The 14,605-nt window shown below is 39.7% G+C and carries 10 protein-coding genes; 8 read left to right on the forward strand and 2 right to left on the reverse strand.

Features of this window, described 5'->3' with window-relative positions; genetic code table 11:
• Window positions 1-7 precede the first annotated feature (7 nt).
• Window positions 8-1,696, reverse strand: coding sequence for a DUF6044 family protein (locus KO561_RS01850; RefSeq protein ID WP_408004836.1), 1,689 nt, complete (start codon window positions 1,694-1,696; stop codon window positions 8-10).
• 300 nt (window positions 1,697-1,996) lie between these two features.
• Here KO561_RS01850 and KO561_RS01855 point away from each other — a divergent pair, with 300 nt between their 5' ends.
• The 7 genes from KO561_RS01855 (at window position 1,997) to KO561_RS01885 (ending at window position 11,124) form a co-directional block, all read left to right on the forward strand.
• Entirely contained in the window at window positions 1,997-3,256 is a 1,260-nt protein-coding gene (locus tag KO561_RS01855) for an argininosuccinate synthase (RefSeq protein WP_231095474.1), read from the forward strand.
• Window positions 3,253-4,674: an argininosuccinate lyase gene (argH, locus tag KO561_RS01860; RefSeq protein ID WP_231095476.1), complete on the forward strand. Its 1,422-nt coding sequence runs from the start codon at window positions 3,253-3,255 to the stop codon at window positions 4,672-4,674. The genes KO561_RS01855 and argH overlap by 4 nt, the downstream gene beginning before the upstream one ends.
• 82 nt (window positions 4,675-4,756) lie before the next feature.
• Window positions 4,757-5,860 carry a carbamoyl phosphate synthase small subunit gene (locus tag KO561_RS01865; protein WP_231097025.1) on the forward strand — a complete coding sequence of 368 codons (1,104 nt, stop codon included), beginning with the start codon at window positions 4,757-4,759 and terminating at the stop codon, window positions 5,858-5,860.
• Window positions 5,847-9,077, forward strand: coding sequence for a carbamoyl-phosphate synthase (glutamine-hydrolyzing) large subunit (carB, locus tag KO561_RS01870; protein WP_231095478.1), 3,231 nt, complete (start codon window positions 5,847-5,849; stop codon window positions 9,075-9,077). Before KO561_RS01865 ends, carB begins: the two co-directional genes overlap by 14 nt.
• Window positions 9,077-10,027: an ornithine carbamoyltransferase gene (gene argF, locus KO561_RS01875; RefSeq protein ID WP_408004857.1), complete on the forward strand. Its 951-nt coding sequence runs from the start codon at window positions 9,077-9,079 to the stop codon at window positions 10,025-10,027. The genes carB and argF overlap by 1 nt, the downstream gene beginning before the upstream one ends.
• Before the next feature lie 158 nt (window positions 10,028-10,185).
• Window positions 10,186-10,737: a cysteine hydrolase family protein gene (locus tag KO561_RS01880; RefSeq protein WP_231095481.1), complete on the forward strand. Its 552-nt coding sequence runs from the start codon at window positions 10,186-10,188 to the stop codon at window positions 10,735-10,737.
• Window positions 10,738-10,791: 54 nt separating this feature from the next.
• Window positions 10,792-11,124: an MFS transporter gene (locus tag KO561_RS01885; RefSeq protein WP_231095482.1), complete on the forward strand. Its 333-nt coding sequence runs from the start codon at window positions 10,792-10,794 to the stop codon at window positions 11,122-11,124.
• Between the two features lie 92 nt (window positions 11,125-11,216).
• On the opposite strand, the gene KO561_RS01890 is transcribed toward KO561_RS01885, so the two are convergent.
• Window positions 11,217-13,166: a lipoteichoic acid synthase gene (locus KO561_RS01890; RefSeq protein ID WP_231095483.1), complete on the reverse strand. Its 1,950-nt coding sequence runs from the start codon at window positions 13,164-13,166 to the stop codon at window positions 11,217-11,219.
• 455 nt (window positions 13,167-13,621) lie between these two features.
• Here KO561_RS01890 and murB point away from each other — a divergent pair, with 455 nt between their 5' ends.
• Window positions 13,622-14,536 (forward strand): UDP-N-acetylmuramate dehydrogenase, encoded by a 915-nt coding sequence (gene murB / locus KO561_RS01895; RefSeq protein WP_231095484.1) that lies wholly within the window; start codon window positions 13,622-13,624, stop codon window positions 14,534-14,536.
• Window positions 14,537-14,605: the final 69 nt, after the last annotated feature.

Below are 14,605 nucleotides of genomic sequence, written 5' to 3' on the forward strand. Positions count from 1 at the left end.
CTAGTTGTTAAGTGGCTTGATAGAGATAGATCTTCCAGGCGGATTCTGGATGATTAAAGTCCTTTAATAAAGTTAGTTTATTTTCCTTTGCATTCAAGATAGGAACAGCTGAGAAAATATAATCGCCACCAAGGTCTTTAAATGCTTCCGTGTTTAACTCTAGGTTTTTAATTGTCTTATCCGAATTCTTCGTAAAATCATAATTTTTCCCTAGTTCATCCACGAAAAGGTAGCACCTACTGCCCCACTCGTCGTAATATCTTTTAAGAGTCGCGTTCTTCTCTAGTTCTTTGGCTATGATCTTACGAAATTTATATTTATAAGTTAAAGGATAGATATTGTTGTACGTGTCGAGCGTATAAAAACCGTTATATTGGGCGATGGAAGGGTGTATCCCAATACTAGCAACCCGATAACTGTCCTGTGGTTTACCTATATACTCCTCGATTTCTTTAAACTGCTTTTCTGCAAAAAACTCTTCAAAGGAAGGCGTGTCGTGATGCACACCATAATGAATTTCTTCATTGTATGGAACAAGGGCGATAAGCTGTCCAACAATTGCTACCCCAGCAACTATTCTCCATTTCTTCCCTAGCTTCCAAAGGAAGGCACAGGCTATGGCAAAACTTAAGTAAATGACTAATGGTCGTAAAAAATGGAAGCGAGCAAAGTTGAAGGTTACCAGCAAATCAAATTCATCCTTCCATGGTGCCCACATCTTATTGAACCAAAGTGCATACCAGAGCGAGAGTGCATAGTTTAAGACAAACAAAAATAGGAAAAAACGTTCTTCTCGTACTTTTTTATAGAAAAAGATGAGAAAAACTGTCAAAAAAAGAATAGGCAAAATAACAACCGTATGGACTGTCATCACATGGGTGTGCCCGACTAAAAAATTTTTGATGGACAGCTCAATGGAATGCCACAAGTCATGTCTTGATGAAATGAACTCCACTCGGTGCATCGGCTCATGCTCCATTAGCATCGAAACAATGAGGCGGTATTCAACGAGCAAAAACACGGCGGACATCAGTGCAATACTAGCGAGAAATGGTAAGTTCCATTTTTTTGTCTTAATCAAGTCATACAACCATAGGACGGAAATCCCGACCATAAAGAAGAAAAAGCCTAGTACAATACTTGCGTACAAAGGAAGTAGAACGAGCGTAAGCCAGTTTTTCCAACCATAGTCGCGAGCCCTTATATTTAAGAAAGCCCATAAGGCGAGAGGATGGCCTAAAGTGCTTAACATGCCTGATGGCCAAAATGGAGTTAAAGCAAATGCTAACGCAACCCCTATTCTCACAGGCGCTTGTGATTCTTTCTTAACAAAGTGTCTTTTTAAAAGAAGATACATCCCAATAAAAGCGAATATTCGAGTTAAGGCTTGGCTCCATGCATAAGCAGTCATGCTTGGGAATAAAGCATGTAACCAAACAATCCCACTCCACTCCGTCCCATATGCACTGCGTGGGAGGTTTCCATTTATTACTTGGGCAATGGTAGAGCCTGCCTCGCCAAATATCTCTCCACTATCTTTTAGGACTTTGTACCAAGCAAGATTGGAATCAAGATTATCGTGAACCCGAATATGAGCATCTTCCCCAAGGATAAAAAGAGGAGAAAGAAAGAGTGCGATTACTCCCCATGCTAGGAATAGATAAAAGGTTTCACTTCTATGTTTAAATAAGGGCAATACAATCACCTTTCTTAATTGTTCTGTATATCCATACTTAGTATGAACAGCCAAGGCTGGAAAATGTATCTAGAGGATAAGTTTTATGATTATTCAATTGGAATGTATATTCATTCCAATCGGATCTATCCGCATTTTTTGACTAAATGGATACTAAATAAATAAATCACGCCCAAATTGCAGAAAAAAATTAAAAAAATGAACATTAATGGTTGAATTAATATACTGTATAGTGCATAATAATTCATACCAAGTAAATGGGATGAATCGGATAGAATTTTTTGAAAAGGGGAGACAGAAATGACAAAACAAAAAATCGTTTTAGCATATTCCGGAGGATTGGATACATCTGTTGCGATTCGATGGTTACAAGATAAATATAATTATGACGTAATTGCTGTTGGTTTAGATGTTGGAGAAGGTAAAGACTTAGAATTTGTGAAAAATAAAGCATTAGATGTAGGTGCGATAAAGTCCTATACTGTGGATGCCAAGGCCTTATATGCGAATGAATATGTATTACCAGCATTAAAAGCTAATTTACTATACGAGGGAAAGTATCCGCTCGTTTCCGCGCTGTCCCGTCCATTAATCGCGAAAGTATTAGTAGATATTGCTGAGAAGGAAGGCGCTGTTGCAGTGGCCCATGGGTGTACAGGGAAAGGGAACGACCAAGTCCGTTTTGACGTAGCATTCACCGCTTTAAATCCAGAGCTCAAAATTGTCGCACCTGTTCGGGAATGGAAAATGACTCGTGATGAAGAAATTGCTTACGCGCAAGAGAACGGAATTCCAGTTCCGGTTGATTTGGATAATCCATATAGTGTGGACCAAAATCTATGGGGACGTAGTAATGAGTGTGGAATTCTTGAAGATCCATGGGCAGAACCACCAAAAGAAGCCTATGATTTAACCGTAGATCCAGAGGACGCACCTGATCAACCTCAAACTGTTCAGATTACATTTGAAAAAGGAAAACCTGTTTCTATCGATGGAAAATCCTTGCCGTTGGAAGAGCTAATCCTAGAACTCAACAGTATTGCTGGAAAACACGGAGTAGGACGGATTGACCATGTAGAAAACCGTCTAGTAGGAATTAAATCTCGTGAAATTTATGAATGTCCAGCAGCTCTAACGCTCATCGCAGCGCACCAAGAGCTAGAAGCATTAACACTTCCAAGAGAGGTTGCTCAGTTTAAACCGACGATTGAACAAAAACTAGCACAAACGGTTTACGATGGTTTATGGTATTCTCCATTAACGAATGCTTTAAAATCATTTATTGAGGAAACACAAGAATTTGTTTCTGGCACTGTAAAAGTAAAACTATATAAAGGCCATGCGCAGGTTGTTGGTCGTGAATCTGCTAACTCTCTTTATGATTTTGATTTAGCAACCTATAACAAGGGAGACGCGTTTGATCACGATGCTGCTCTTGGTTTCATTAAGCTATGGGGACTTCCAACCCAAGTTCATTCCTCTGTAACGAAGTCTTATAAGAAAGAGGATACGTCCGTTGAAAAGGTAATTGTCGATGTGAAGGAAGCAGTGAAGCAATGAAGCTATGGGGCGGACGTTTCACAAAACCAACAAATGAATTAGTCGATGAATATACGGCATCTATTACATTTGATAAAAAACTAGCTCGCTACGATATTCAAGGGAGTCTCGCCCATGTTAACATGCTTGCGAAATGTAACATCATTTCGCAAGAGGACGCACAGCAGATTGCAGATGGTCTTCTCAAAGTACAGAATCAAATCGACCACGATGAGTCACTGTTAACGGTAGAAAATGAAGATATTCACATGAATATTGAGCGATTACTCATTGAAGAGGTTGGACCAGTTGGTGGAAAGCTTCATACCGGGAGAAGTCGAAATGACCAAATCGCCTTGGATATGCGTCTATATGCTAGGGAAGCAATCTTAGATATTACTAACCTACTATTAGAAGTACAGAAAGCACTTCATAAGCAAGCGAAGCAAAATATGGATACCGTACTTCCGGGATACACGCACCTACAACGTGCGCAACCCATTCTTTTTGCTCACCATCTTTTGGCGTATGTTTCTATGTTTCAACGCGATTTAGAGCGATTAATGGATTCCTTTAAACGTGTTAACAAATCCCCGCTTGGAGCAGGAGCATTGGCAGGAACTACGTTTCCAATCAATCGGGAGTTTGTAGCGGAGCAGCTTCAGTTTGATGGTATTTGTGAGAATAGTTTAGATGCTGTAAGTGACCGTGACTTTGTTTTAGAGCTTCTATCTAATGCATCAGTCATCGTCATGCATCTGTCCCGTCTTTCAGAAGAGCTTGTCCTGTGGTCAAGTGCTGAATTCAGCTTCGTAGAATTAGATGATGCATTTAGTACCGGAAGCAGCATGATGCCACAAAAGAAAAATCCTGATGTTGCAGAGTTGGTAAGGGGGAAAACGGGTCGTGTATTTGGGAACCTAATGGGATTACTGACCACCTTAAAAGGATTGCCACTGGCGTATAATAAAGACATGCAGGAAGATAAGGAAGGCATGTTTGATACAGTGGATACAATAAAAGGAGCGCTCGCACTATTTGCACCAATGATTGAAACGATGGTTGTGAAAAAAGAAAATATGTATCAAGCGGTACGTAAGGATTTTTCAAACGCAACAGATTTGGCCGACTATTTAGTAGGGAAAAAACTAGCTTTTCGAGAAGCGCATTCCGTCGTTGGTCAGATTGTATTGTACTGTATCGAACAAAACAAATATCTATTAGATCTCACTTTAAAGGAATTCCACAAATTCTCTGAATTAGTAGAGGAAGATATTTTTGAGAAACTAGCACCGGAAGCGGTTGTGAATGCACGAAATGTTCAAGGAGGACCAGCTCGAAACCGTGTGCAAGAACAGTACGATCAGTCTAAAACTTTGTTTGAAGAAAGTGAAGCTTGGATACAAATACATGCAGATAAAATTAAAGGGCAATGGTAACAATTGCCCTTTTCTATACAAGTTTATGTATAAATATTAGTTTAATAGAATATTTATCCGTTTTACAGGAGGTTTGAGAGTGGTGGAAGAGACAAAAGGTTACCTCGTATTAAGCACAGGAGATGTTTTGGAAGGAAAATGGTTAGGAGAAGCAGGACAAACAGAAGGAGAAATGGTATTTAATACGGCAATGACTGGCTATCAAGAGGTCATGACGGACCCATCCTATGCTGGGCAAATTGTGACGATGACCTACCCGCTTATTGGAAACTATGGTTTAAATGATATCGATTTCGAAGCAATAAAACCTTCTCTTTCAGGGTTTATTATTTCCTACCCATGCCATACACCAGAACACTACCAATCTAGCTTTACCATTAAAGATATGATTACAACCTATAATATTCCAACTCTGTACGATTTAGATACGAGAGCTTTGACAAGAATTATTCGAGAGCATGGAGAAGTATATGGCAAGATGACAAGTAATCCTAAGGATACATCTGTTCATCAGGAAATAGATAGAGAGATTGTGCAAAAAGTATCTGTATCGAACGTGTTGCATTTCTATACGAAAACAAAACAGGATAAAGAGAAAAATCCACATGTTGTCGTAATGGACTACGGATATAAGCATTCGATTATGCAGTCCTTACTTGAATTAGGCTGCGATGTCTCTGTCGTTCCATTTCAAACGACATTATCTCAGCTAAAAGAGCTGAATCCAGATGGTGTGGTTCTTTCCAATGGTCCAGGGGATCCAGAGCATCTATCCTATTTAAAAGAGACGATTAAACAAATAAGTGACGCGTTTCCGACATTGGGAATTTGCCTAGGTCACCAATTGATTGCGTTAGCTCATGGTGCTAAAACAATGCGCTTGCCTTATGGACATCGCGGCAGTAACCATCCTGTCAAAGATCTCATAACAGGTAAGGTGTATATTACGTCACAAAATCATGGCTATGTCGTCGATGGAGAAACGATTGATGAAGCGGTTTGGCAGATTTCTCATATTCACGTGAATGACAAGTCTGTTGAAGGGATGATTCATAAGGATAAATCTGTGATGAGTGTTCAATTTCATCCAGAAGCACATCCAGGTCCAATCGATAGTCAACATATTTTTCAACAGTTTGTTAGTCAACTGGTGAAAAAGGGAGAGAAGCAACATGCCAAAGCTTAATCATATCCAAAAAGTACTCGTAATTGGTTCAGGTCCTATTGTAATTGGGCAAGCGGCAGAGTTTGACTATGCTGGTACTCAAGCGTGTCTAGCTTTAAAAGAAGAGGGAATTGAGGTCGTTTTAGTCAATAACAATCCTGCAACGATTATGACGGATCCCTATATTGCGGATCGTGTTTATGTAGAGCCGTTAACCTGTGCCTCGATAACGGAAATTATTAAAAAAGAACGTCCAGACGGGTTACTTCCGACTTTAGGTGGTCAAACCGGCTTAAACATGGCCGTTTCCTTAACGAATGCTGGGGTTCTTCAAGAATATAAGGTAGAGCTTTTAGGCACTCCTTTAGATACGATTCAAAAAGGGGAAGATCGGGAAAGCTTTAAGGCTTTGATGAAAGAAATCGGCGAGCCGGTTCCTGAGAGTCTCTCGACAAGCTCTTTGGAAGAAGCGTTGGAGTTTGCTGCCTCTATCGGCTATCCACTAATCATTCGCCCTGCCTATACGCTAGGTGGAGCTGGTGGGGGGATTGCTGATAATGAAGAACAGTTTATTTCTATCGTAAAGGGTGGCTTGCACGCAAGCCCGATTACTCAAGTCTTGATTGAACAAAGCGTAAAAGGCTGGAAAGAGATTGAGTATGAAGTCATGCGGGATTCTAATGATACATGCATCATCGTCTGTAACATGGAAAATATCGATGCTGTCGGTATTCATACAGGTGATAGTATTGTCGTCGCTCCTTCCCAGACATTGAATGATCGTCAATATCAAATGCTTCGAACCGTGTCCTGTAAAGTCATCCGGGAGTTAGGAGTCATCGGTGGTTGTAATATTCAACTAGCACTAAACCCGGACAGTGATGAGTATGTCATTATCGAGGTGAACCCGAGAGTAAGTCGCTCTAGTGCATTAGCATCCAAAGCAACAGGATATCCAATTGCAAGAATAGCGGCAAAAATAGCACTAGGTTATCACTTGGACGAAATTTTGAACCCGATTACGGGTGATACGTATGCAAGCTTTGAACCGTCCATTGATTATTTAGCGGTCAAGATACCTCGTTGGCCATTCGACAAGTTCACAGATGCAGATCGGAAGCTAGGTACCCAAATGAAAGCCACAGGAGAAGTTATGGCGTTAGCTCGTAATTTCCCTGCTGCTTTAAACAAAGCGATTCGCTCCTTAGATATGGAATTGGAGCATTTAGAAGCTTCTTTTACAAAGCAGCTAACAAAAGAAGAATTAGAACAAGGCTTAGTAGAAGCAACCGATGAACGAATCTTTATTTTGGCGGAAGCCCTAAGAAGAGGATATAGCGTGGATGCCATTCATGCCTTAACAGCTATTAATAAATTTTTCCTCTATGAGATAAGCTTCATGATTCAGTTTGAGCAAAAGCTAAAGGACACACATTGGCAGCAAATGGATTTGAGTTTGTTAAAGCAAGCGAAAAACCTAGGCTTTACAAATTCGATCATCGCTCAGCTTTGTGAGGTGACTCAGAAGGATGTGCAAGAAAAGTTAGACCTTTATAAAGTACAGCCTTCTTATAAGATGGTGGATACATGTGCGGCAGAGTTTTCCGCTGATACACCTTATTATTATGGATCTTGGAATGAGTTTGATGAAGTGGAGGATTTACAAAAAGAGAAACGAATCCTCGTACTCGGCTCTGGACCCATTCGCATTGGGCAAGGGGTAGAATTCGATTATTGCTCCGTGCAGGCGGCAGCTTCCTTAAGAGATCAAGGAATAGGTTCGATTGTCGTCAATAACAACCCAGAAACGGTAAGTACGGACTACAACACCGCCGATCACTTATATTTTGAACCACTGTCCATAGAGGATGTCCTCCATATTATAGAGAGAGAAAAAGCAGAAGGGGTACTTGTCCAGTTTGGTGGTCAGACCGCGATTAACTTAGCCGAAAAACTTCATCATGCAGGTATAAAAGTGCTAGGTACATCACTCGAATCGATTGATAAAACAGAGGATAGAGAGAAGTTTTACCATATGCTTCAAAAGCTAGAAATTCCTCATATACCTGGCGCAACAGTTACAAGTTTTAAGGATGCACAAAAGGTTGCACAATCGATTGGATATCCGATTCTCCTACGTCCTTCTTATGTCATTGGAGGAAAAGGAATGGTCATTATTCAATCCGAGGAGGAGTTACTTTCCTACTTAGAAAAAGTAGAAAAGACTTCAACGGATCAATTATTTCCGTTGCTCATTGATCGCTTCGTGAAAGGATATGAAGCGGAAATAGACGTGGTATGTAACGGCGAAGATATTCTCATCCCAGGTATATTTGAACATGTGGAAAAAGCAGGGATCCATTCAGGTGATAGTATGGCGATTTTTCCATCTGCCCATTTAACAGAGTCCCACAAACAAATAATGACGGAATACGCCCGAAAAATTTCGGCAGAATTGAAAGCCAAAGGTATGATGAATATTCAGTTTGTCCTCAGCGAGGATCGAAATGAGGTTTATGTTCTAGAGGTAAACCCACGTGCCTCCAGAACGGTACCAATCGCCACGAAGGTCACAGGTGTTCCTTTAATTGATCTGGCAACGAGAATTCAAACAGGGGAGTCACTTAAGGATATGGAATGGAGTTTAGGGCTTCATGAAGCAGTCTCACATGTGGCTATTAAAATCCCGGTCTTCTCTACGAATAAGTTGCCAGGTGTAGATCCTTTTCTTGGCCCTGAAATGAAATCAACAGGCGAAGCAATTGGAATTGGATCAACAATAGAAGCGGCAATGGTGAAAGCATTCGGGTGGAAAGAAAAGAGCCTCCTTCCGTTAGGAAAGGAAGAAATGATACTTGTTTCATTCTCAGAGGAGGATTTACTAGAGATAGAAGGGCTTGGCAAGACGTTACAAACGGTAAAAGCTCGAGTAGTAGCTACACCGCTAACAGCTAGAACTCTACAAAAGAATGGAATCATGGTACAGGAAATAAGCGAAAAAGATGCGGTGAACCTTATATTAGATAAACAGTGTGCTGTTGTGTGTAGTACCTCTAATGAGACACGTTTAGATGGGAATATTCGTGAAGCTGCGGCGAAGATGGATACGATCTGCTTTACTTCCAAAGAAACGCTAGGTTTCTATTTACAAGCTTCGACTGGAAGTTATGAATCTCCGTTAGCCATCCATGAATATGTAAGTAAAACCTTGAATAAAAAGGAGCGTGTTCTAAAATGATGAGTAGTGTGAATGAGCTAGATCAAGTAAAGCTAAATGGTCGCGATTTTTTAACGCTCGCAGATTATACGAGAGAAGAGCTAGATTATTTGCTAGAACTAGCTCTGCATTTGAAAAAACAACGAAAGCTAGGACGAGAAGAGCAACCTTTAAAGGGCAAGACCCTTGGTATGATCTTTGAAAAGTCCTCCACAAGAACACGTGTATCCTTTGAAGCTGGCATCTATCAATTAGGTGGCTCAGGGTTATTTCTTAGTTCGAAAGACTTGCAGATTGGAAGAGGAGAGCCGGTTGCGGATACAGCAAAGGTACTTTCGGGTTATTTAGACGGCATTATGATTCGGACCTATTCACAGGAACTAGTCCAACAACTTGCAGAGAATGCTAGTATTCCAGTCATTAACGGCTTAACCGATGCATATCATCCTTGTCAGGTGTTGGCGGATCTGCAAACGATCATGGAAGTAAAAGGTGCTTTAAAAGGAGTAAAGGTAGCTTATATAGGAGATGGAAATAACATGGCGCATTCCCTAATGCTTGGCTCGGCTATTATGGGAATGGACATAAGTGTCGCTTCTCCAAAAGGCTATGAACCAGATGAAGGAATCACGAAAAAAGCAATCAGTCTTGCTCACGATTCCTTTGTGGTAGTGACTAACGACCCAATAGAAGCTATTAAGGATGCAGACGTTATTTATACAGATGTCTGGGCAAGCATGGGGCAAGAGGAGGAACAAGAGAAAAGAGAGGCAATATTTACGGACTTCCAAGTCAATGACGAATTAGTGAAACATGCACACTCAGATTATACGTTTATGCATTGCCTTCCCGCACATCGTGGGGAGGAAGTATCGGCTTCGATTATTGATGGAAACCATTCCGTTGTTTTTCAAGAAGCAGAAAATCGTCTTCATGCACAAAAAGCGTTAATGGTGGCATTGATGGGATAAAGAAATAAATCATCTGAAAAACCAATCATGGGGTAAGGACCCTTTGATTGGTTTTTTTACTCATTTTGGAAGGGGGATAAACAGAAATTAGATAAAATGGTACAATAATTCATAGATGGAATAAAACCATCCTAATCGGAAGAAGAGGGGTATGAGGAATGGTTAAAAAGGCATTAATCAATATCGATTATACGTATGATTTTGTTGCAGATGATGGGAAATTAACATGTGGAAAACCAGGTCAGGAAATCGAAGCAAATATCGTAAACATTACCAAGCATTTTGCTAATAAAAAAGATATGGTTGTGTTTGCCATTGATGGCCATGATGAAGGGGATTCGTTTCATCCGGAGACAGCTTTGTTCCCACCTCATAACATTAAGGGGACAGATGGCCGAGATCTCTATGGTAGCCTGAAAGATACATATGAAGAAATTAAAGGAGAAGACTTTGTCTTTTATTTTGATAAAACAAGATACAGTGCTTTTGCAGGAACAGAACTAGAAATTAAATTGCGTGAAAGAGGCATTGAAGAAGTGCACTTAATTGGAGTTTGTACCGATATTTGTGTTCTTCATACAGCTGTTGATGCGTATAATAAAGGCTTTAAGATCGTTGTCTATAAGGATGCCGTAGCTAGCTTTGATCAGCCGGGGCATGAGTGGGCATTACGCCATTTTGAAAACACGTTAGGTGCTACTATAATATAAGGCGAACTAGGACAGCCTCTTCTAGGTGTCAACTGTATTGGATTATCGATGGTCATGATGCCGGCACAAACAAATGGACTTAATCAATTACCACGTGAGTTATATGCAGATGGATCAGCCGCAATGAATACATTGAATCAAGTAGCAGGGGCGGCAGGTACAGCTATAGCGATTACGGTATTTTCAGCCGGTCAAAACGGGCATTTAATGGATTTTCCTGATGCCTCACAGCCAGAAATATTAGCTGCAGGAGTAAAATATGCTTTTTACTTTATTACAGGCATTTCAGTAATTGGATTAATCATTTCTTTATTTGTCAAAAAACCAAGCACAGTAAAGGAAGATTCTCTAGTTGCGGCACCAGCAACAGAGTCTGTAAGTAGGTAGTGTAATTTATTCAGCTCAGCTATGTAAAGAAAGACGAACAGCCTGATAATAACAAAAACGCATGGACTAATTAATCCATGCGTTTTTGTGTGCTATTTCTGTTGTATTATTCCATATTTTTCTTCAAAAGCTTCGACCGTGTAATCATAATTAGCCGGATCTACTTTTTCAAAGTTCTCTAGTTCGTGGAATCGTAAAAGATCTTTGTATAATACTTCATCTGAAAGTTGAAGCTGTTGAATAACATTCCGTTTCAGTTTTTGAATTTCTTCTGTATCATCGTCTTCGATGACTTCACCGGTTTGTGTATCATAAACGATATCATTTACATAAGTGTATTTCGGTGTAACAAATCCACCGTCTCTGAACGCTACTGTTTCATCATGCTCTTCAGAGAATAGGTCTGTTCCAAAGTTAATTAGTTTACGGTTATCGATGCCTTGTAGATGAAGAATGGTAGGCATTAAATCGATTTGACCACCGTAAGTGTGGTTCACTCCACCTTCCACGCCAGGAATGTGCATAAGGAGAGGAACTCGTTGGTTTTGAGCGTTTTGGAAAGGTGTAATTTCTTTTCCTAATACTTCTTCCATTGCTCGGTTATGGTTTGTAGAGATTCCGTTATGGTCTCCATAAATGATAACGACTGTATCATCGTAAAGGCCATTCGCTTTCAGGTCATTGAACAATTGCTCCACTGCTTCGTCAAGATAACGAGCGGTTTGGAAATAGTTATCAACGGTTTCGTCACCTGTCGTTCCTTTGGCAATCGTTGCATCCTCTTCATCCAAAGTAAATGGATAGTGATGTGTCATCGTCATGAGGTGTGCATAAAACGGTTGCTCTAGTTCTGTTAACAAAGGAATGGATTGGCTAAGAAACTCTTTATCTTTTAATCCAAGATTCTCGGAATTTTCTTCCGTTACATTGTAAAACTTATCATGGAAGAAATAGTCATACCCAATTCGTTTATAAATCTGATTTCGGTTCCAGAATGTTTTTTCATCAGCATGGAAAACCGCACTTGTATATTCTTTATTCTGGTCTAGAATCTCTGCTAAAGACTGATAGGTGTTTAACCCTTTCGTCATGAACGCAGCTCCTTCAGGAAGACCATATAAGCTGTTATCTGTCGTTAACTCTGCATCTGACGTTTTACCTTGTCCGGTATGGTGGAAAAAGTTATCAAAGTAAATCATATTATCTTGACCGTGAGCAAGCTTGTTAAGGAACGGAGTAACTTCTTCTCCATTAAGCTTGTAATCAATCAAAAATGTTTGAAAGCTTTCTAAGTGAATCTTAATGATGTTTTTACCTTCCGCAATTCCGAAATACTTTTCGTTCGGCTTTGCATAGTGCGAAGTTGTATAGTTAGAGATCTTCGTTAAATCATCGCTGCTCGCATAAGCTTTTTGAGCTTCGATTTGAGCTGTTTGGATGCCATCATAGATTGTGTAGTTGTACAATCCCAAATATTTGACGATATAGTTTCGGTCAAAAGTCCGTTGAAGTAGCTCTGGGCGATCTTCATTTGCTAAACCAAGGTTAATGAAGAAAAGAGCTGTTCCAGCAATAACAACTAATGGAGATACCCATTTGCGTAATTGGAAGTTCTTAAGTTCAGGTCGTTTCACAACAATTAATGTCAATACAATCAAGTCAACAAAATAAAGCAAGTCGTGCCAGCTTAGAATACCTAGTACTCCTTCTTGCATTTCTCCTATATTACTAGATTGGCTAAGCGTCGCAATCGTTAAGAAATCGTCAAAGAAACGATAATATAGAACATCTGCAATCAAGACAACTGTCATAACTACATTGACAATTAGCATCCATATCGCTGCCTTGCGCCCTTTCATCCAAAGTGTTAAACCAAGGAATACAATAGCTGAACTCAGTGGGTTAATAACCAGTAAAAATTCCTGCATGGTGCCTTCAACACCAAGGTTAAATTCAAATGTGTAAGCCATATATGTTTTAAACCAAATAAATACGATAGACAAAAAGAAAAAACTCATTTTAAAAGAGAAAAGTTTCTTCATAATATTCCCTTCTTTCCTTATTCTAAAATATTCTTAGATGGCATCCAGTTTTTTAGGGATTGTAAGTCATTCATCAAAATATATAGCGCATCGATGTCTAGCTCTGGCGCCTGCGAGATTTCCTCGCTTCCGATCGTCTTATTAATTTTGTAAATCTAATGTGAAGAATCTGTAAACTAGTATATAAATATAGCATAGATTTCATGATATGAAAATGATAATTTGTGCCTAGGAAAATTAATCCCAAAGTAGGATTATAGAGTAATAGCATGATAAATACCATAGTAAATACATGCTGTTCGTCCACATGCTGGAAATTCGGACACAAAAACTTCATAATTTGCATATAACTGGTGCAAAGGGCTATTGAACGACAGTTGCGGTTCTGCTCATTAGACTGCTATAATTTTGAAGAAGCGTTTTGAAAAATGATAATGATTAAAGGAATGGTCGCAATGATCAATCATCAAGATATTTACGAAAAATTGGTTCACATTACTTCTAAAGAAAATGTGATGGTAAATGAAGAATTAAAAAATCATACTTACACGAAGCTCGGTGGAAAAGCAGACTATCTCGTGACACCGGAAACCTACGAAGAAGTTCAAAAAATCGTAAAACTTTCTAATAAAGATAATATTCCATTCACCCTTTTAGGCAATGGATCCAATCTGATTGTGAAAGATGGTGGAATTCGAGGAATTGTCTTAGTCTTAAAGCGTTTTAAAGAAATCAAGGTGGAGAATCATGCAGTCATTGCCCAAAGTGGTGGGGCAATTATTGACGTTTCGCGATTCGCCTTAGAACAGAATTTAAAAGGTTTAGAGTTTGCTTGCGGGATCCCAGGAACAGTTGGCGGTGCATTGTTTATGAATGCAGGGGCCTATGGCGGAGAAATTAAAGACGTCTTAGAGTATGCTGTCGTTGTAGACCGTGAAGGAGAGATTTTGAAATTAGATGCTTCTGATTTAGATTTGGATTACCGTACGAGTAACATTCCTGAGCGCGGGTTAATCGTTTTAGAAGCACACTTTACATTATCACCAGGGAAATATTCGGATATAAAAGAAATTATGGATGATTTAACTTTTAAACGTGAATCGAAACAACCTCTCGAATTTCCGTCCTGTGGAAGTGTGTTTAAACGCCCACCTGGCTACTTTGCAGGAAAGCTTATACAGGATAGTGAGCTTCAAGGTAAGGGGATTGGTGGCGCAGAAGTATCAACGAAGCATGCGGGATTCATTGTCAATAAAAACAATGCCACCGCGACGGAATACATTTCTGTTATTGAAATGGTCCAAAAGACAGTGAAAGAAAAGTTCGGGGTAGACTTAGAACGGGAAGTTAAAATAATTGGAGAAGATTAGAAGAAAAACTGTCGTTTTGGAAACGGCAGTTTTTTTATGATATATAATATGGAAAAGACTCGATGTGAG

The organism is Radiobacillus kanasensis (assembly GCF_021049245.1).
In the GTDB taxonomy this organism is placed as follows: Bacteria; Bacillota; Bacilli; order Bacillales; family Amphibacillaceae; genus Radiobacillus; species Radiobacillus kanasensis.

Coding starts and splice junctions, on each gene's coding strand:
- murB (WP_231095484.1), top strand. CDS start 13,622: ATGATCAATCATCAAGATATTTACGAAAAATTGGTTCACATTACTTCT.
- KO561_RS01880 (WP_231095481.1), top strand. CDS start 10,186: ATGGTTAAAAAGGCATTAATCAATATCGATTATACGTATGATTTTGTT.
- KO561_RS01890 (WP_231095483.1), bottom strand. CDS start 13,166: ATGAAGAAACTTTTCTCTTTTAAAATGAGTTTTTTCTTTTTGTCTATC.
- KO561_RS01855 (WP_231095474.1), top strand. CDS start 1,997: ATGACAAAACAAAAAATCGTTTTAGCATATTCCGGAGGATTGGATACA.
- KO561_RS01885 (WP_231095482.1), top strand. CDS start 10,792: ATGATGCCGGCACAAACAAATGGACTTAATCAATTACCACGTGAGTTA.
- argF (WP_408004857.1), top strand. CDS start 9,077: ATGAGTAGTGTGAATGAGCTAGATCAAGTAAAGCTAAATGGTCGCGAT.
- carB (WP_231095478.1), top strand. CDS start 5,847: ATGCCAAAGCTTAATCATATCCAAAAAGTACTCGTAATTGGTTCAGGT.
- argH (WP_231095476.1), top strand. CDS start 3,253: ATGAAGCTATGGGGCGGACGTTTCACAAAACCAACAAATGAATTAGTC.